The organism is Jonquetella sp. BV3C21 (genome assembly GCF_000468895.1).
Lineage (GTDB): Bacteria > Synergistota > Synergistia > Synergistales > Dethiosulfovibrionaceae > Jonquetella > Jonquetella anthropi.
The window spans coordinates 65,118-83,295 of sequence record NZ_AWWC01000018.1 but is presented as its reverse complement, the minus strand read 5'-3'; the positions used below and the strand labels follow the sequence as shown (position 1 = coordinate 83,295).

Here is an 18,178-nt window from a genome sequence, read left to right as displayed (position 1 = left end):
ACGACTTAAAAAGCGCCCGCTAGGCAAAAAGCCTAGCGGGCGCTTTTTGTATGCCGTTAAAACGTTACGGGCACGGGCGCTCCTGTCCCAGCTTGAGAAACGTGTCGTGCAGGGCAAACAGCGGCTGGGGCCCCACCGGCGGATCGATGAACGCGACGCCGGGCGCGCCGCGAAGCGACCGGGCCAACGAGTCCGACACGGTCCAGTCGACGATGAGCGTGGCGCCTTTCCATGGCGGCGAGGTTTTGCGGCGAAGCGAATCGGGCAGGGACAGCCAGTGCTGCACCTCCGCCTTGGCTTCCGCGCCGCTTTTTTCTACCTGACAGCCCAACGCCTGCCAGAACACGGACAGACACCCGCCAAGTTCCCAGAACCTTCGGCCGCTCAGCTGCTGCCGGCCCGACAGGATCGTGCTGTTGAGCCGGGACTCGAACTCGGCGAGCCGGCGCTGAAAAAACGAATAGTGCTTCGGCTGGAGCGACGCGGCGACGGTCATGACCTTCTGGGCCACGTACGGCAGCCGAGCCGGATCGAGGTAAAAGACTTCGTCAGGCTGACCGTCGGTCTGAGGGCGCTCGTCGTACAGAACCGACACGTGAGGCAGGAGTCTCCCGTCCCGTCCAACCAGACGGAACCGCTTCGCCTGCGCCACGTCGAGAGCCAACAGGGGCGTTTTGCCGTCCCAGCGGTGCTTTTCGGTTTTGCCGTCGACCTGCCACGGCGTGATCGGCGCCACCGGCAGGTACGTCCCGCCCAAAAACGCGCCGATGCTTCCAAGCCACGGGTCAGTTGTCATCAGGTCAAACGAGGCGGCGCAAGCGGCAGAGCTGACCGCAAGGCACAGGCCCAGCGCTAGAACCGCGGCGCTCCGGGCGGCGCCGCGCCTCATTTGGACAGGTCTCTGCTCCCCGGTTTCACAGGCGGCGTTCCCAGTGAAGCGCAAAGAGGGCACTCGCTTTCCTCGTAGGTCGGGAACGAAATTTTCATCAGCGAGATGAGCGACGGGCCGATGACGTTGTCGCCGCCGCTGCGGTCGACGATGCAGGCCGAGCCGACCCAGCGGCACCCGAGCGATGCCACGTGAACGGCCGTTTCCTTAAGCGAGCCGCCGGTCGTGATGACGTCCTCGACGACCACGAACTTTTTACCCTCCGGCGCCGGGAACCTCCGCAGCCGCATGGCTCCCGCCTCGCGCTCGCAGAACAAAAACGGAACGTCAAGCGCCCGAGCCACTTCGTGACCGATGATCAACCCGCCAAGAGCAGGAGAGACGATGAAATCCGGCTCCAAAGGCCGAAGCAGCTTGGCCAGCTCCGCGCCGGCGAACGCGGCCTTTTTGGGGTAGCGGAGCATCATGGCGCACTGCATGTAGTTGCCGCTGTGGCGGCCCGACGTGAGCCGGAAATGCCCTTGAAGCCACGCGCCGCTCTCGATCATCATTGATTTAATCTGCTCTTCTACGGTCAGACCCGACATGATAATCCCTCCTGTATGGACTGTTTGATTGCATCCATCGCGCCTTCCAGATCTTTTGCTTTGTAGATCGGACGACCCATGACCAGATAATCTGCCCCGGCGATAATCGCGTCTTTCGGCGTGGCAACCCGCGTCTGGTCGTCCCCTGCCGCAGCCAGACGGACGCCCGGGACGACTTTCAGCAACCGAGGCGACGTGCAGCTTTTTACGATCGGCAGGTCGAGCGGCGAGCAGACGAGTCCGTCAAGCCCCGTATCGTCGCAGAGCTTCGCTCTGGCTCGGATCGCCGCTTCGATGGACGTTCCGGGAGCCACCTCCGACCAACTTTCCTCCGAGAAGCTGGTCAGGACGGTGATCGCCAAGATCTTCATCGACGAGCCTCGGGCGTTTCGGGCGGCCACAGCTTCTTCCAGCATGCGCCGTCCGCCGGCGCCGTGAACCGTCACGCACCACAGCCCGGCGTCGGCCAAGGCCTCGATCGCCAGCCGAACGGTGTTGGGAATGTCGTGAAGCTTCAGGTCGAGAAACAGGTCAAAGCCCCGGTCAACGATCTCGTCGATGAAAGGGCGTCCTCCCAGAGAGTACAGTCTCGGCCCGATCTTGATTCCCCGGACCAGCCCGGCCAAACGGTCAACAGTCTGTCGGGCCTCCTTGAGGGTGTCAAGGTCCAGAGCGGCAAAAAGCGGCAGGTCTTTCTCTGTCATCGTCTCATCCTCTCCTGTAAATCCCGGTCAGGCCTCGCCAGACCGACCAACTCGCCGACTGATTGAAAACCTCGGCGGGATACTTCCTCTTCAAGCCCTCGGGCGATGCGCTCTAAGACGCTGAAATCGGAAAAAAGCGCCATCCCCACTTCGACCGCCGCCGCGCCGGCCATCAGCATGGCAACGGCCGAGTCAGCCGAGGCGACGCCGCCGCAGCCCACGACGGGAATATCCACGGCGCCGCAGACTTGCCAAACCATCCGAAGGGCCAAGGGGAAAATCGCCGGGCCGGAAAGTCCCGCCACAACCCGGTCAAAAGCCGGACGGGCTTTGACCGTGTCGATTGCAGCTCCCAACCACGTGTTGGCGACGACAAGAGCGCTGGCCCCCGCGTCCTGGGCGGCCTTGGCCACGGCGCACGGATCGGGCGCCTGCGGGGTCAGCTTAACCCACAGCGGGCCGCTCCACCGGCGGCGGACCTGCTGAACCGCTTGGGCCGTCAGGGCAGGATCCACGCCCCAGCTCATGCAGCCTTGATCGACGTTAGGACAGGACACGTTCAGCTCCACGCAGTCAACCGACGGCGCGACTGGCTCCATGGCGTCCAATATCCGTTCCAAGTCGGAAGAGCTTTCCATCGAGACGTTCAGCAGAAGGGGCTTCCCGTAGCTTCTGAGCCGGCCCAGCGTGCCGCCGAAAAACGACCCGGCGCCCTCGTTTTGAAGACCGATGCTGTTCAGCATGCCGCAGGGCGTTTCCCATACCCGCGTTCCGGGGTTGCCCGGCCGCGGATCGGCCGTGATGGCCTTGGAGCACACGGCCCCGGCAAAGTCGAGGTACTCGCCGGCCCAGTACTCTTTTTCGTACGGCCATATGCCCGAGGCGATGACGAGCGGCGAGGTCAGATCCAGCCCGCCGACGTGACACGTCAACTTAGAGATGGAGCTCATCCCAGTCCACCTCCTTCGCCTGAAAGACCGGCCCGTCGATGCAGAGACGCCGACGCCCGGTTTTAAGGCTGACGACGCAGCCGAAGCACCCGCCCATGCCGCAGCCCATCCGTTTTTCCAAGCTGACCTGCATGTCGCTCACAGTCCCGCCCCAGCGGCGGTACAGCGCCGCAAGCATCGGGTTCGGCCCGCAGGCCAGTACTGACCGGCCACTCAGGTCTAAGCCGTCGAGCCCTTGAGTGCAGAACCCTTTCAAGCCGATTTCCCCGGTGTCGCAGTAAAGCTCCGTCTCGCCCGCCCTGCCCGCGACCCAGCGGGCGAACGGCTCCCAAGAGCCGTTCGGCACGCCGAGAAACATTTTCTCAAACGGACCGAAGACCTGCCGGGCAAAAAGGAGCGGCGCCACGCCCAGCGTCCCGGCAACCGCTATCGCCGGGCCAGTCGGCCGACTGAACGCCCCGCCTGTCGGCCCTCGGAACAGGAATTCCGTTCCGGGCTGCCAACGGGTCATCAGCTCGGTTCCCCGCCCGACTTTTCGATAGATCATCTCAAACATGTCGCCGCTCGTGCCGCTGATTCCAAGCGGCCTCAGCAGACGCAGGCTGCGGTCCCTCGGCGAGACCAGCACGAACTGCCCGGGCTGGGCCTGCCGCGCCACGGGAGCGCACTCTACAACTGCAGCGTAAAGGTCAGGGCCTATCTGCTCCTGAGCCCTCAGCGTGCCTATCCAGTCCTTCGTCATCCCCTGTTCCCCTCCTGAGCTCCCCCGCTTGGCAAATGACCACCCGATCCTCGCCGTCCAACTCGCTGAGCCTCACTTCCACGGTCTCGCTTAAAGCCGTAGGCACCCGTCGGCCCAGAAAATCCGGCTGAATCGGCAGCTCCCTATGTCCCCGGTCCACCAGCACGACCAGCTGTACCGACGCGGGACGCCCCAGATCGGTCAGGGCGTCAAGCGCTGCCCGAATCGTCCGGCCGGTATAGAGCACGTCGTCAACCAGAATGATCTTCTGCCCCGTCACGTCGCCGGGCAGGGACGTGCTGTGAACTATCGGCTCGTCGCTCAGCAGCGTCAGATCGTCCCGGTACAGCGTGATGTCCAGCTGCCCTTTAGGGACCTTCACCTTTTCGGCGTTCTGAAGCAGGTCTGCCAGCCGGTTAGCCAAGTAAACGCCTCGGCGCTGAATGCCCAAAAGCATCAGCCCGGCGGCTCCGCCGTTGTGTTCTAGTATCTCGTCGGCAACCCGGCGCAGGGCCCGCTCGATGTGAGCGCCGTCCATGATCGTCCGTTTTTCCCGCAAAGCTCACGCCTCCTGCAGTCCGGCGAACCGGGCGTCGTCCATGTCGCGCCACGTGAACCGACCGCCAAGAACGGTCAGCTTGACCCGTCCAATCAGAGTTTCTCCGTCCCACGGCGTGTTGCGCCCCTTTGAGCGAAAACGGCTTGCATCGACGGTCCACCGCTCTTTCGGGTCAAAGACGACGAGGTCGGCCGGCGAGCCGCTTTTCAGCGTGCCGCCCGGAAGGCCGAGAACAGCAGCGGGACGACAGCTCATTCGGTCGATCAAAAGCGGGAGAGAAAACCGCGGGCTAGCCGACAGTTCGGTCAAGCAGACGGCCAGAGCCGTCTCCAAGCCGACGACGCCGTTCGGCGCTTTCGCTAGTCCCTGCGCTTTTTCCTCCGGCGAGTGGGGCGCGTGGTCCGTGGCGATCACGTCCAGCGTGCCGTCCAGAAGTCCCGTCTCGACAGCCAGTCTGTCCGCCTCCGTCCGAAGGGGCGGGCTCATTTTCGCGTTCGCGCCGCATCGCAGGACCCGCTCTTCCGTCAGGCTGATGTGGTGTGGCGTCGCCTCGGCCGTGACATGGGCCCCCCGGGACTTCGCCCAGGCGATCAGCGCCACGCCCCGGGCGGTCGACACGTGCTGAACGTGCAGGTGAGCGCCGGCCGCTTCGGCCAGCACGATGTCCCGGGCGATGCCGGTCTCTTCCCCTGCCGGCGGGACGCCTTCCAGCCCGAATCGGCGCGACACGTCCCCCTGATTGACCGACCGGTCGCCGCCAAGGCCGGGCGTCTCCGGGTGAATGCTCACGGCGAGGCCCAGAGCAGCCGCCTCCTTGAAAGCGGCAAACGCCACGTCGTTTCGGGCCACCATCAGCCCGTCGTCGGTCAGGCAGCTGGCTCCAGCTTCAGCCAGAGCGCGAAAGTCGGTCAGCTCCTGCCCCTTCATGCCCCGGGTCACTGCGGCCGCGGGAAAGATTCGGCAGTCCAGCGGCTGGGCGTTTCGGAGCGTCCAGCGAACCATCTCCGAGCTGTCGATCGGCGGCGTCGTGTTGGCCATGGTGACGACCGCCGTGTACCCGCCGGCAGCGGCGGCCTGACAGCCTGTCGCCAAAGTCTCCTTATGAGTCTGTCCCGGCTCCCTGAAATGGACGTGCAGGTCTATCAGCCCCGGCGCGAGGACACAGCCGCCGCAGTCAATTGTCCTGTGGGCTTCTGTTCCTTCCGGGATCTGAGAACCGCTCCAAAGAATAACGCCGTCTTCGGCCAGCAGGGCGCCCGGCCCGTCCAAACCTTGGGACGGATCGACCAAACGGCAGTTGCAGAATAACGTCTTCATGACGCACCGCCTTTCAGACTCAAACGCTTTCGGCCGATTATAACAACTCCGCCTCAGTTGGACAACCGATTGCGCACTCTCCCCGCTCTTCAAGAGACCGGATGACCTTCCCCGCAGCGTCCTGCTCAGCCGCCAGCCGGCTCGGCCCTTCGCCGCAGGCCGTCTCGCTGCCGGCCTGAACGCGGACGAAGAAGTGAGGCTCGTGATCCGGGCCGGTTCGTCCCGTCTCCTCGAAAGTCACCGTTACCCTGCAGGAGGCGCCCCACTGGCACAGCAGGGTCTTCGCGTCCAGAGGCGCGAGCGGCTCGGACAGGATCAAGTCCACCAAGCCGCGCATCGCTTCGGCGCCGCCGTCCAAGTAGAGCGCCGCAGCCAAGGCCTCAAAGGCGTCCGCCTTCATGGCCTCGGTCGCCTCCGTCTGTCCCCGCCCACGCCGCAGCAGTTCCCCTAAGCCCAGCTTATCGGCGCAGCGGGCCAAAGACTTTTGGCAGACGAGCCGGGCGCGCCGCCTCGTCAGTTTCCCCTCGTCGTCGTTCGTGCGGGAGCAAAACAACTCGGCGCTGACGGCCCCTTCGATCAGCGCGTCGCCGAGAAATTCCAGACGCTGGTTGTCTCCCCCGCCCCGCTCGGCGGCAAACGACCGGTGAGTCAGAGCTAAGTCCAGCAGTGCGGGGTCACGAAAAACAAGACCTGAGCGCTTTTGAAAAGCGCTCAGGTCTTGAGCTCGGCTTGTCCTGCCGGCTATTAGCTCCTGCATTTTTCGATCGCGATGACGGCGTTGTGTCCGCCAAAGCCGAAGCTGTTGACGAGAACACGGTCAACCGGCCGGCGAAGCGTCTCCTTGACCACGGTGACGTTACACTCCGGGTCCTGATTTTCCAAGTTCAGCGTTCGGTGAATGATTCCTTCCTCCAAAGACTGAATGGCGGCGACGGTCTCCATGCCGCCGGCCGCGCCCAAGCCGTGGCCGATCATCGACTTGGTGGAGTTCACGAGGATATCGGGCGCCGCGGCGCCGAATACCCGGTTGATCGCTTGAGACTCCATCACGTCGTTGAGACCGGTCGACGTGCCGTGAGCGTTGATCAGGTCGACTCGATCCCAGCCGGCTTCTTCCACCGCCATCTGCATGGCCCGGGCTGCGCCTTCGCCGTTCGGGTCGGGTGCGGTAATATGACTGGCGTCACAGGAACTGCCGTACCCTCTGATTTCGCCGTAGATGTGAGCGCCCCGCGCCCGCGCCCGCTCCATATCCTCCAAGACGAGCACGCCGGCGCCCTCGCCGACGACGAAACCGTCCCGATCCCGGTCAAAAGGACGGGAAGCCCGGCCCGGCTCGTCGTTGCGGGTGGAAAGGGCCTTCATGGCCGCAAAACCGGCCACACAAATACTGCACACCGCCGCTTCGGTGCCGCCCGCCAGCATGACGTCAGCGTCGCCCCGGCTGATAGCCCGAGCCGCCTCGCCGATGTTGTTCACGCCGGTCGCGCAGGCCGTAACGACGCAGAAGCACGGGCCCTTCGCTTTCTGCTGAATTGCCACGTACGCCGCCGCCATGTTGGTGATCATCATGGGGATGAAGAACGGGCTGACCCGCCGGTGTCCGGCGGTGATGAGAGTCTGGAAGTTCTCGAAGCAGGTGGAAATTCCGCCCTGCCCGGAACCGATGTACACGCCGAAACGATAGGGATCCACCGATCCAGCGGCAAGCCCCGCATCGTCCATGGCCATCTGACTGGCCGCGACGGCGAACTGAATGGCCCGATCGGCCCGTTTGGCTTCCTTTCGGGGCATATAGTCTTCAGGATTAAAGTCTTTCACTTCAGCGGCAATTCGTACGGGGAACTCGGACGCGTCGAAGGCGGTAATCGGCCCGACGCCGTTCGTCCCCGCTTCAAGAGCCCGCCAGTAATTGTTTTTGCCACTGCCGATTGGGCTCACGACGCCCAGTCCGGTAATAGCTACCTTCCGTTCAGTGATGGTCACTGAATTCACTCCTCTCGCGGAGTCAAATGTAAACCTAGCCCGCCGGGTTCTCCCCTGCGGGGAAAAAGGACACAGTTTGCCGTCGAATACAGGGGAGGCCCTCAGGGCCTCCCCTGAAATGCGGCTGGAGCAAGGCTAGCCTTCGATTCCCAGCTTTTCACAGGCGTAGTTGATAGCCTCGCCGACGGACGTGAGCTTCTCAGCGTCTTCGTCCGGGATCTCGATGTCGAATTCCTCTTCGATGCCCATGATGAGCTCGACAATGTCAAGGGAGTCAGCCCCCAGATCCTCTACGAACGAGGCCTCGGGCTTGATCTGCTCCTCGTCGACGTCAAGACGGTCGATGATGATCTCCTTCAGTTTTGCGAATACTTCTTCTCGAGTCATGGTTCCACCTCCTTTCAAGGAAGGGTGATGAACTTGTTTATTGCATCGTCATGCCGCCGTTAACGGCTAAGACTTGCCCTGTGATAAACGCCGCCGCGTCTGAGACGAGAAACGCCACAGCAGACGCGACGTCCTCCGGCTGACCTGCCCGGCCAAGCGGCGTGCTCGCCAGCATTTGATCCTTGAGTTCCTGCGACAGGCCGGCGGTCATGTCCGTCTCGATAAACCCGGGCGCCACGCAGTTGAACGTCACGTTCCGGCCGCCGTACTCCCGCGCCGCGGAACGGGTGAGCCCGATGGCCCCAGCCTTGGCCGCCGCGTAGTTGGCCTGCCCGGCGTTGCCGGCCAGCCCGACGACGGACGTAATCGTCACGACCCGACCCCACCGCGCCTTCGTCATGCCCTTGAGGGCTTCTCTCGTACAGTAAAACACCGACGTCAGGTCCGCGTCAAGGACCGTTTTCCAGTCCTCGTCCCTCATGCGCATCACTAATCCGTCCTTCGTCGCGCCGGCGTTGTTGACCAGAATTTCAGGGCTGCCCATCCGCGACTTGATCAGGCCGAACATCTCGGCAACCTGAGACGAATCGGTCAGGTCGGCGCCGAAAATCTCCGCTTCGCCGCCGGATGTGCGAATCTGCTGAGCCGTTTCTTCGGCGCCGGCTGCAGACGACCGATAATGAAGGGCGATCCGGCAGCCGTCCTGGGCCAAACGCAAAGCGATGGCCCTGCCTATGCCGCGTCCGGCTCCTGTGACCAGAGCCAGACGGCTCACTCCTGATCCTCCGACGCGACGAACTCAGCGACCCGGCTCAGGTCTCCGGCGGTTTCGACTGACAGGCAGGAAGCGTCCTTCTGAATTTTCTTGATCATCCCAGAAAGGACCTTGCCGGGGCCGATCTCGACAAACCGGCTGACGCCTAAGCCGCACATGGTTCGGACCGACTTAACCCACTGAACCGGGCTGTAGGTCTGCTCGTACAGCCCGTCCCGGATATCCGAAACAGAGCTGACCAGCTGACCGGACACGTTGGCCACCAGAGGAAACGCCCCCTGATTCCACGTGCAGGCCTTCATGGACTCGGCTAGCCGATCGGCCACAGGCCGCATCAGAGAGCAGTGGAACGGCGCGCTGACGTTGAGCATGACGGCCCGACGGGCGCCCCGCTGCGTCGCCAGATCGGCGGCCCGCTTGACGGCTTCCGTTTCGCCGGAAATGACCAACTGAACAGGCGTGTTGTAGTTCGCCGGCTCGCAGACCGACGCTTTCCCGACCTCTGAGCAGATGATCTCCACCTGATCCGGGTCCATGCCCATAATGGCGGCCATGGCTCCCTGCCCTTCGGGAGCCGCTTCCTGCATGAACGAGCCGCGGCTGTGAACCAGCCGTACCCCGTCGGCCAGCGACAGGACGCCGCTCGCCACAAGGGCCGTGTACTCGCCCAGACTGTGGCCGGCGACGCACTCGGGCGACAGTTTGACGCCGCAGTCGACGGTCAGAGCCCGGTAAAGGGCGATGCTCGTGACGAGAATAGCCGGCTGGGTGTAAGCCGTCAGGGTCAGACGCTCCTCCGGACCGTTGAAGATGATGTCGCTGAGCTTAAAGCCCAGCGCGTTATCGGCCTCGCTGAACGCCGCCTTTGCTGCCGGATACGTCCCGCACAGGTCGGAGCCCATGCCGACGTTCTGCGAACCCTGCCCCGGGAATATCAGCGCGTATTTCATCTATTCCACCTCCGAAACTGCCGTCCCAAGGGACGACAAGATCTGCTGGGCCTCCCGCGTCATCTGGGAGATGATCTGAGCCGCGGGAAGGATATCGTTCACGAGGGCGGCGGACTGGCCGGCCATTACCGACCCCATCACCACGTCGCCGTCCACAACGGCCGCCCGAAGCCGGCCGGTACCGAACTTCTCAAGGTCCTCAACCGGCGCGTGGTCAAACTCCATTTTCTGAAACGCCTGGGTCAGTTTGTTCTTAATGCACCGAACGGGATGCCCTGTGCTCTGCCCAGTCACCTCGGTGGCCCGCTCCCGGGACTTGACGAACGCCTCTTTAAACGCCGGGTGAGCGGTGCACTCGTCGCAGCAGACAAAACGCGTTCCAAGCTGGACGCCTGACGCGCCCAAGGCGAACGCCGCGGCCATTCCGGCCCCGTCGGCAATTCCGCCGGCGCAGACGACAGGAATGGAGACGGCGCGGACGACCATCGGGGTCAGCACCATGGACGTCAGCTCGCCGATGTGGCCGCCGGCTTCCATACCCTCGGCGATCACCGCGTCGGCGCCCTGCTTCTCCACCCGCCGGGCCAGAGTCCCAGTCGGAACGACCGGCATGACGATCGTTCCCAGCGGCTTGAGGCGCTCGAGCACCTTGCCGGGCGATCCGGCGCCGGTGGTGACGATCGGCACGCGGTGAAGAGCCGCCAGTTCCAGCGCGTCGTCGGCCGTCGGGGACATCAGCATGATGTTCAGCCCAAACGGCTTGTCGGTGAGCTTTCTCACCTTGATGAGTTCCTGTTCCAGAATTTCCGGCGGCGTCGCGCCGGCAGCGATAATTCCCAACCCGCCGCCGTTGCTCACGCCGGCTGCCAGCTCCGCGTTGGCCACCCAGGCCATGGCGCCTTGGATAACAGGATATTTAATTCCCAAAAGCTTCGTCAGTCTCTCTCCGATCATTCGGCCTCCAGCCTCTCTTTCGTCCTATCTGCTTCGTCCGAAGCGTCTGATCCGGCCCTGCGCCGAATGACGCCCACAATATCCCCCTGAACAGCCCGAACCGCCGCGTCCATCGCGCTGGTGATCGCCGGGGCCTTTGACCGGCCGTGGGCTTTCACCACGACCCCGTCCACGCCCAACAGCGGCGAACCGCCGTAGCGCTGATAGTCGAGCTTCGCCTTCAGGCGGCGGGCCCCAAAATAACACAGTCCGAGCCCAATTTTCCCCAAGAGACCTGAGAGCACCTCGTCCTTGATCAGCTGCATGCCGTAAGACACCAGCCCTTCAAAGGACTTCAGCATGATGTTGCCGGTGAACCCGTCGGCCACCACCACGTCGGCTTTGCCGAACGTGACCTCGTTGGGCTCGATGTACCCGCCGAAGTTTACCGTCTTGTCGGCCGACAGGGCTTCGCGAGCCAAAGCGATGACGTCGTCGCCTTTAATCTCCTCCGAGCCGTTGGACAGCAGGCAGACCCGCGGCGCGTTCAGCTCCATCTGAGAAGTCATATAGGCCGAGCCCATTCGGGCGAACTGACACAGCGTCTCGGGCTTGCACCGAACCGTCGCGCCGCCGTCGATGAGCAGCGTCGGTTTGAGGGTCGGCAGCAAAACTCCCAACCCCGGGCGCGCGATGCCCCGAATCCGACCCACCACCAGCACGCCGCCTGCCACAATGGCCCCGGTATTCCCGGCCGACAGGCACCCGTCCGCCTCGCCGGAACGAACCATCTCCATAGCCAGCCGAAGGCTGGAGCGGCGCTTTGTCCGTATCGCCTGAGACGGGTGCTCGTCCATTCCTACCGCTTCAAGCGTATGGACGACCGAAACTCTGCCGGCCGCGCCCGAAGCGTCCACATACGGCTTGATTTTTTCCTGATCGCCCACAAAAACGACGGTCAAGTCCTGATGACGCTCGCAGGCGGTCAGGACGCCGGGACAGACAACCGACGGGCCGTAGTCCCCTCCCATCGCGTCAACGGCAATTATCATAACGTTTCTCCTCCATCATGGTGTAAACCTTGAGGGTCGTGAGCCACAGCTATGAACCGGCCGACGAAAATTTCTTTTCCCTCGACAGCCGTTCTGACGCTGATAATGTACTTTCCCATTTTATGGACGCCGACTCTGGCCGTGGCAATCAGCCGATCGCCGATTTTCGCCGGAAGCCGGTACCTCACCCGGGCCGATCCGACGATGACCCAGTTAGCTTCGACAACCGCAATTGCCAGAGCGCTTGCCTGAGCGTAAATGTAATGATCCCAAATCAGGTCCGTGTGCCGAAACGCCATTTCAGCCCCGGCAATGAGCTCTGACACGGCGAATCTGTTCGGCTCCAGCTCCAGCAGCCGGCCGATAAACTCGTTCTCCCGCAGTGACCGAAGCCTGCTCACCGCCTGTTCCGCCATGGAACGAGCCCGCTCCCGAACTTCAGGCACGCCGAGCAGGATCCTATCCAGCCGAACGGTGCTCAGGCTCACGTTCAGGAGCTCCGACAGATCCTCGTCTGTGGAAAGCGGACTGCGGCGCAGCAAATCCAGCAGCTTCTGATGCCGCTCTGCCCGAGACGATACTCTGGTCATCCAGTATCCCCCCAAAATTACAATCAACTCTCAATATCAGATGTGAAATAGTATATCAGACCGCCGCCGCCGGTCAAGAATACCCCGGCGGAGCCGCCGCCCGGTCAGATGGTCTCTTGACAATTATGTTAGCTAAAACTAATATAACAGAGTTATATCACTGAGAGGGGCGAGGAATCATCGTTCAGTCAACGCAGGAGGCGATTTTGTCCGCAGCGCGGGCGGAATTCAGTCAGAAGGGGTTTCGGAACGCGTCGCTTCGTCGGATTGCCGCTCGGGCTGGCGTGACGACCGGCGTCTTGTACGGGTACTACCGGAGCAAGGACGAATTGTTCGACGCGCTGGTCGCCGTAGCTGGCGCGGAGTTTGAGGTATCACTCCGCAAGTACATCGCCGCCTTTGAGGCGTTGGACGAGCGGACTCAGCACGAGACCATGGGCCAGTCAGACCCAGAGACGTTCAGCGAGATGGTCGACTACATCGTGAGCCACAAGGCGGAGTTTCGGCTGATCCTCACGGCTGGCGGCGGAACGCGGTGGGAGCGGTATCTGGACAACCTGACGAGCATTGAGAACTCGGCGACGCGCCGCTATTTTTTCCGAATGACGTCCGCAGGGATGAAGATCACACCGGTTGACGAGCTGTTCAGCTACTCCATTTCGCGGGCGATGTTCGCCTGCATGTTCGAGATCGCCATCCGGGAGATGAACCGAGAAGAGGCGTTCGCCTACGCCCGAGCCGTGCAGAACTTTTTTGTCAGCGGCTGGCTCACGCTGATGAAAAATCCGGCGCCGGAGGCGACGCCGAAAAAGTCGTAAAGAATCGAGGTTGGTAACATGGAACAAAATGCCGCTCAAAAACCTTCTGCCGGAAAGACGTTGGCACGCCTGTTCCGCATTGCCGGATCGCTTCGGTGGTTCTTGCCCCTGTCGCTAATCCTGTCTGCCGCAGCTGCCGTCTCGTCCCTTCTGCCGCTAGCGTCCGTGTGGTACGTGCTCAATCTGGTGCTGAGCCGCTGGGGAACCGGCCAGCCGTTCGGCATCGGCCCTTGGGTCGTTCTGGCGTTTGCCGGGGCAGCCGGCGGGGTGGTCCTGTCGTTTCTGTCAGCGTACTGTTCCCACCTGACAGCGTTCCGCGTGGAAAAGCAGCTTCGGTTCGACGCCATGTCCCGGCTGATGTCCCTTCCCTTAGGGTTCGTTCAGGCCACGACGAGCGGAAACCTGCAGAAGGTGATCAACGAGAACGCGTCGCTGACCCACTCGCTGCTCGCCCACCTGCTGCCGGACGTGGCGGGGACCTTAGCGTCCCTTCTCACAGGGCTGATCTTCTTGGTCTACTTCGACTTCCGGCTTGGCCTGATCTGCTTCATTCCGCTGGCCGTCGGGTTCTGGTTCCTCGCCCACATGAACGACTACATGAAGGATCAGTCGATGAGCAAGTACATGGACGCGCTTCAGTCGATGAACGGCGCGGCAGTCGAATACATCCGAGGCATTCCGGTCATCAAGACGTTCCAGCAGACCGTCCACTCGTTTCGGAAGTTCAAAGCGTCAGTCGAGGCCTATTATCACTTCGTCAATCAGTACGCTCTGGACTTTCGACGCCCCTACTCGTACTTCGTGACGGCTATCAACTCGCCGGTGCTGCTGCTGATCCCTGCCGCGCTGTTTTTAGCCGGCCGGAGTTCCGACCCCAAGCAGCTGGTCGCGTCGGTAATTTTTTACTGCCTCTTGACGCCAGCCCTGTCAGTTTCGATATCAAAGATCATGTACGCCTCCGAGAACGTCTCCTTGGCCATCGAGGCGGTCAACCGTATCGACCAGGCTCTGAACGCTTCTCCCCTGTCGGTTCCCTCGGCCCCCCGCCGGCCGTCGGGATTTGACTTGGAGTTCCGCGACGTCTGGTTCACCTACCCGGGAACAACTCGGCCAGCCCTGCGGGGCGTGAGCTTCCACCTGCCGCAGGGGCAGGTCTGGGCGCTGGTGGGACCGTCGGGCGGCGGAAAAAGCACAATCGCGAGTCTGGCGGCCCGATTTTGGGATCCAGACAAGGGCGACGTGCTTTTAGGCGGAGAACCCGAACGGGAGATGGACCCGAAAGAGCTGATGAGCCATATCGGCCTAGTCTTCCAGAACGACCGGCTGTTCAAGACGTCGATTCGAAACAATATCCTTGCCGCCCGGCCGGACGCTGGCGAGGCGGAAGCATTGAAGGCGGCGAGCAGCGCCCAGTGCGGCGACATCTTGGAGAAACTGCCCCAGGGCCTCGATACGGTCATCGGCGCCGGAGGAGTCTACTTGTCCGGCGGCGAGACTCAGCGTATCGCTCTGGCGCGAATGATCGCCAAGGACGCGCCGGTCGTGATTCTGGACGAAGCGACCGCGTTCGCCGACCCAGAAAATGAGGCACAGATACAGAAAGCCCTCACGGAACTCGCGCGGGATAAGACGACGCTGATGATCGCTCACCGGCTCTCGTCGGTCCGAAACGCCGACAGGATTCTAGTGATCGACGACGGACAGATCGCCGAGTCGGGAACCCACGACGAACTGCTCGCTTCCGGCGGGCTGTACGCCAAGATGTGGGCCGAGTACCAGAAAGCGGCCCAGTGGAAAGTGGCTAGCGAGGAGGCCTCAAGATGATCCGGCATATGCAGCGTCTGTTCGCCCTCTCCCGCACGGGAGTTTGGGGCATGCTCCGCGCGTCGCTGTGGGCAGCCTTAGCTAACCTGTCGTTCATGATCGCTCCGGGCCTCGTGGCTCTGGCCTTCATCGCTCTGCTGAACTTCCTTTACGGTGCTTCTCCCGTCCCAGCCTTCGCCTGGGCCCAGTACGCGCTCTACTCGGCCGTCGCCGTCGCCGTCATCTGCCTGATTCAGTTCGGCCTGTACCAGTCGACGTTCATCACGACCTATAAAGAAAGCGCCAGCCGACGAATCTCTTTGGCCGAGAAGCTGCGCCAGCTCCCGCTGTCGTTTTTCAGCCAGCGAAACCTGAGCGACCTGACGACCACGATCATGAACGACTGCGCCGAGCTGGAGCAGCTTTACAGCCACTGCGTGCCCCAGCTGCTGGGTTCGGCCCTCTCCACGCTGATCATCGTGGTCGGCCTATTGTCGTTTGACTGGCGCATGGGACTGGCCGTCCTGTGGCCTCTGCCGGCGGCGGTTTGGATTCTGCTGGCCGGACGAAGCAAGCTGGGAAAGAAAAACCGCCAGTTCAAGGAGGCGACGCTGAGCAGGAACGAGGCGTTCCAAGAGGGCATTGAGACCTTCGCCACGATCAAGTCCTGCGGCTTTGAGGACCGATACCTGAGCGGACTGAAAGAGAAGCTCGATGTGGCCGAAACTCTCCAGATGTCGGCCGAATGGCTCGGCGGGACGATGGTCAAGACTGCTGAAGCGGTCCTGCGGCTCGGGCTCGTGTCCACCCTGCTGACGGGCGTCTGGCTGCTGTCAGAGGGAACTCTCGGCCTGTGGGAGTTCGTCGTCTTCCTCTCCGTCGCCAGCCGCATCTATGACCCGCTAGCCTCCGAGATGGTTTTCATCGCCCACCTGCTGTTCGTCTCCGAGCCGATCGCCCGGACGAAACAGATTGACGACGAGCCGGCCATGACCGGCCGAGAATCGTTCCGGCCCGACCGGTTCGACCTGTCGTTTGACGACGTGTCGTTCAGCTACGGCTCCGCGCCGGTGCTGCGTCACGTCACCTTCACGGCCAAGCAAGGCCAAGTGACCGCGCTGGTCGGCCCGTCGGGCGGCGGCAAGAGCACGACTGCCCGTCTGGCGGCTCGCTTCTGGGACGTCTCCTCGGGCCGGGTCTGCCTCGGCGGAACCGACGTGCGTGAGATATCGCCTGAAACGCTGCTGGCCCACTTCGCCATCGTCTTTCAGGACGTCGTCCTGTTCGACGACACGGTGCTGGAAAACATTCGACTGGGCCGCCGAGACGCCTCAGACGAGGAAGTCTTAGCCGCGGCGAAGGCCGCCCAGTGCGACGAGTTTGTGGCCAAAATGCCCAACGGCTATCAAACCGTTCTGGGCGAAAACGGTTCCCGCCTCTCCGGCGGCCAGCGGCAGCGAATTTCTATCGCCCGGGCACTCCTCAAGGACGCCCCGATCATCATCTTGGACGAGGCGACCGCGTCCCTTGACCCCGAAAGCGAGACGGCCGTTCAGGAGGCCATTGGCCGGCTGATCAGAAACAAGACCGCTCTGGTCATCGCTCACCGGCTGAGGACCGTGGCCGGCGCCGATAAGATCGTCGTCCTCTCAGACGGGCAGATTGCCGAGCAGGGGACGCCGGACGAACTTCTGAAAGCCGGCGGCACCTTCGCTGCCATGGCCGGCCGTCAGACATCCCAAAGCGGCTGGTCCATCGGCCGAAAATAAGTCCTCTGCCCCGCTGGAAACGCAAAAAAGGTCCGAAACATCCGTTTGGATGTTCCGGACCTTTTTATTTTCGATGATCTGTCCTGTACTCCGAAACCTAGCAGGTCCTGCCGGGATAGACGGCCAGAGCTTTTTTGAGCAGTTCGGCGGCCCGAAGGAGATCCGCCTCCTTCAGGACGTAGGCGACTCGGGCCTCGTGAACGCCCTTGCCCGGCGTGCCGTAGAAGCCGGCGCCGGGAGCCAGCATCACCGTCTCGCCGGCGTCTTGGAACTCCTCCAGAAGCCACTTGGCGAACTTCTCGCTGTCGTCAACCGGCAGGGTAACCATCATGTAGAACGCGCCGCTGGGCATTGGACACTTAACGCCCGGGATAGCCATCAGAGCCTTGTGCAGCGTGTCGCGGCGATGGCGGTACTCGTCGTTGACCGACTTTAAGTACGTGTCGGCCGTGTGCAGGTACATTGCCTCAGCGCCGATCTGCTCCAGCGACGGCACGCAAAGCCGAGCCTGACAGTACTTCATGCTTTGGGCAATCAGCTCTTTGTTGTGGGAGAGCAGCGCTCCGATACGGGCGCCGCAGGCGCTGTAACGTTTGGACACCGAGTCGACGATGAGCACCTGATCCCGAATATCGTCGAACGACGCCATACTGGTGTAGGAGCCCTCGTACACGAACTCGCGGTACACCTCGTCGGCCAGCACAAACAGGCCCCGATCCTTGACGATTTTGGCCAGCCGCTTCAGCTCATCGGCCGTGTAGACCGAGCCGGTCGGGTTGCCCGGGTTCGTCAGGATCACCAGCTTCGTCTTGTCGGTCAGGCTGGCGAGGATGGTCTTATCGTCCGGCAGGTGATATCCCGTCTCCGGGTCGGTGGCGACGGCTCTCGGCGTCACGTTGAACGCCTTGGCCAGCGACGAGTAGTTGGCGTAGTACGGCTCAAACACGAGGATTTCGTCGCCCGGGTCGCAGACGGACAACATAGCGATAATGAGGGCCTCGGTGCCGCCGTGCGTGACGATGATCTCTTCAGGCGAGTACGGAATGTTCCACTTGGCATAGTACTTGGAGATGGCTTCCCGCAGCGGCTTTTCGCCCTGCGAGTTCGTGTACGCCACGGTCGTCAGCTTCGCCTCGCGGATCGCCTTGAAGTAGACGTCCGACGTGGCGATGTCGGGCTGGCCGATGTTCAGATGGTACACCTTCACCCCTCTGCTCTTGGCCGCCTCCGCGTAGGGAGCCAGCTTGCGAATCGGCGACGCTGTGAGCTGCTGAATGCGACGGGACAGTTCCATTGAAATCTCCTCCTCTTCTTCGTATCGCCAAGACAAAAAATTGCGACAATATAGTTTCTGCGTCATAAAAAGT

At 62.5% G+C, this 18,178-nt stretch carries 19 protein-coding genes; 3 read left to right on the top strand and 16 right to left on the bottom strand.

Annotated elements, in window-relative coordinates:
* Window positions 1-64: 64 nt before the first annotated feature.
* From HMPREF1249_RS04595 to fapR, 15 genes are all read right to left on the bottom strand, one after another.
* Window positions 65-889, bottom strand: a complete 825-nt coding sequence (locus tag HMPREF1249_RS04595; protein WP_008520431.1) for a hypothetical protein — start codon at window positions 887-889, stop codon at window positions 65-67.
* On the bottom strand, window positions 886-1,476 hold the full coding sequence (gene pyrE / locus HMPREF1249_RS04590) for an orotate phosphoribosyltransferase (protein ID WP_008520429.1): 591 nt from the start codon (window positions 1,474-1,476) through the stop codon (window positions 886-888). The genes HMPREF1249_RS04595 and pyrE overlap by 4 nt, the downstream gene beginning before the upstream one ends.
* Window positions 1,464-2,180: an orotidine-5'-phosphate decarboxylase gene (gene pyrF, locus HMPREF1249_RS04585; protein WP_008520427.1), complete on the bottom strand. Its 717-nt coding sequence runs from the start codon at window positions 2,178-2,180 to the stop codon at window positions 1,464-1,466. Before pyrF ends, pyrE begins: the two co-directional genes overlap by 13 nt.
* Entirely contained in the window at window positions 2,177-3,130 is a 954-nt protein-coding gene (locus HMPREF1249_RS04580) for a dihydroorotate dehydrogenase (protein ID WP_008520425.1), read from the bottom strand. Before HMPREF1249_RS04580 ends, pyrF begins: the two co-directional genes overlap by 4 nt.
* Complete coding sequence (locus tag HMPREF1249_RS04575) at window positions 3,114-3,872, bottom strand: iron-sulfur cluster-binding protein (protein WP_008520423.1); 759 nt, start codon at window positions 3,870-3,872, stop codon at window positions 3,114-3,116. Before HMPREF1249_RS04575 ends, HMPREF1249_RS04580 begins: the two co-directional genes overlap by 17 nt.
* Window positions 3,820-4,431 carry a bifunctional pyr operon transcriptional regulator/uracil phosphoribosyltransferase PyrR gene (gene pyrR, locus HMPREF1249_RS04570; RefSeq protein ID WP_008522605.1) on the bottom strand — a complete coding sequence of 204 codons (612 nt, stop codon included), beginning with the start codon at window positions 4,429-4,431 and terminating at the stop codon, window positions 3,820-3,822. The genes HMPREF1249_RS04575 and pyrR overlap by 53 nt, the downstream gene beginning before the upstream one ends.
* Before the next feature lie 3 nt (window positions 4,432-4,434).
* On the bottom strand, window positions 4,435-5,748 hold the full coding sequence (locus HMPREF1249_RS04565) for a dihydroorotase (RefSeq protein WP_008522604.1): 1,314 nt from the start codon (window positions 5,746-5,748) through the stop codon (window positions 4,435-4,437).
* Between the two features lie 37 nt (window positions 5,749-5,785).
* Complete coding sequence (locus HMPREF1249_RS04560) at window positions 5,786-6,505, bottom strand: ribonuclease III family protein (RefSeq protein ID WP_008520418.1); 720 nt, start codon at window positions 6,503-6,505, stop codon at window positions 5,786-5,788.
* A complete protein-coding gene (fabF, locus tag HMPREF1249_RS04555; RefSeq protein WP_008520415.1) occupies window positions 6,493-7,734 on the bottom strand; it encodes a beta-ketoacyl-ACP synthase II in 1,242 nt (413 codons plus the stop codon). The genes HMPREF1249_RS04560 and fabF overlap by 13 nt, the downstream gene beginning before the upstream one ends.
* A gap of 135 nt (window positions 7,735-7,869) precedes the next feature.
* Entirely contained in the window at window positions 7,870-8,121 is a 252-nt protein-coding gene (acpP, locus tag HMPREF1249_RS04550; protein ID WP_008520413.1) for an acyl carrier protein, read from the bottom strand.
* Window positions 8,122-8,158: 37 nt separating this feature from the next.
* On the bottom strand, window positions 8,159-8,896 hold the full coding sequence (gene fabG / locus HMPREF1249_RS04545) for a 3-oxoacyl-[acyl-carrier-protein] reductase (protein WP_008520412.1): 738 nt from the start codon (window positions 8,894-8,896) through the stop codon (window positions 8,159-8,161).
* On the bottom strand, window positions 8,893-9,846 hold the full coding sequence (fabD, locus tag HMPREF1249_RS04540) for an ACP S-malonyltransferase (protein ID WP_008520410.1): 954 nt from the start codon (window positions 9,844-9,846) through the stop codon (window positions 8,893-8,895). The genes fabG and fabD overlap by 4 nt, the downstream gene beginning before the upstream one ends.
* A complete protein-coding gene (locus tag HMPREF1249_RS04535) occupies window positions 9,847-10,800 on the bottom strand; it encodes a nitronate monooxygenase (protein ID WP_008520408.1) in 954 nt (317 codons plus the stop codon).
* Window positions 10,797-11,831: a phosphate acyltransferase PlsX gene (plsX, locus tag HMPREF1249_RS04530; protein ID WP_008520407.1), complete on the bottom strand. Its 1,035-nt coding sequence runs from the start codon at window positions 11,829-11,831 to the stop codon at window positions 10,797-10,799. Before plsX ends, HMPREF1249_RS04535 begins: the two co-directional genes overlap by 4 nt.
* Window positions 11,828-12,421: a transcription factor FapR gene (fapR, locus tag HMPREF1249_RS04525; protein WP_021775915.1), complete on the bottom strand. Its 594-nt coding sequence runs from the start codon at window positions 12,419-12,421 to the stop codon at window positions 11,828-11,830. Before fapR ends, plsX begins: the two co-directional genes overlap by 4 nt.
* A gap of 206 nt (window positions 12,422-12,627) precedes the next feature.
* On the opposite strand from fapR, the gene HMPREF1249_RS04520 reads away from it, so the two are divergent.
* The 3 genes from HMPREF1249_RS04520 to HMPREF1249_RS04510 are packed head-to-tail and all read left to right on the top strand — an operon-like array spanning window position 12,628 to window position 16,811.
* Window positions 12,628-13,239 (top strand): TetR/AcrR family transcriptional regulator, encoded by a 612-nt coding sequence (locus HMPREF1249_RS04520; RefSeq protein WP_021775877.1) that lies wholly within the window; start codon window positions 12,628-12,630, stop codon window positions 13,237-13,239.
* Window positions 13,240-13,257: 18 nt separating this feature from the next.
* Window positions 13,258-15,063: an ABC transporter ATP-binding protein gene (locus tag HMPREF1249_RS04515; RefSeq protein ID WP_008520401.1), complete on the top strand. Its 1,806-nt coding sequence runs from the start codon at window positions 13,258-13,260 to the stop codon at window positions 15,061-15,063.
* Window positions 15,060-16,811, top strand: coding sequence for an ABC transporter ATP-binding protein (locus HMPREF1249_RS04510; protein ID WP_021775872.1), 1,752 nt, complete (start codon window positions 15,060-15,062; stop codon window positions 16,809-16,811). The genes HMPREF1249_RS04515 and HMPREF1249_RS04510 overlap by 4 nt, the downstream gene beginning before the upstream one ends.
* Before the next feature lie 97 nt (window positions 16,812-16,908).
* Here the strand turns inward: HMPREF1249_RS04510 and HMPREF1249_RS04505 are convergent, their stop codons facing one another.
* The gene (locus tag HMPREF1249_RS04505; RefSeq protein WP_008522601.1) at window positions 16,909-18,105 is read right to left on the bottom strand and encodes a pyridoxal phosphate-dependent aminotransferase; all 1,197 of its coding nucleotides are present in this window, start codon (window positions 18,103-18,105) and stop codon (window positions 16,909-16,911) included.
* Window positions 18,106-18,178: the final 73 nt, after the last annotated feature.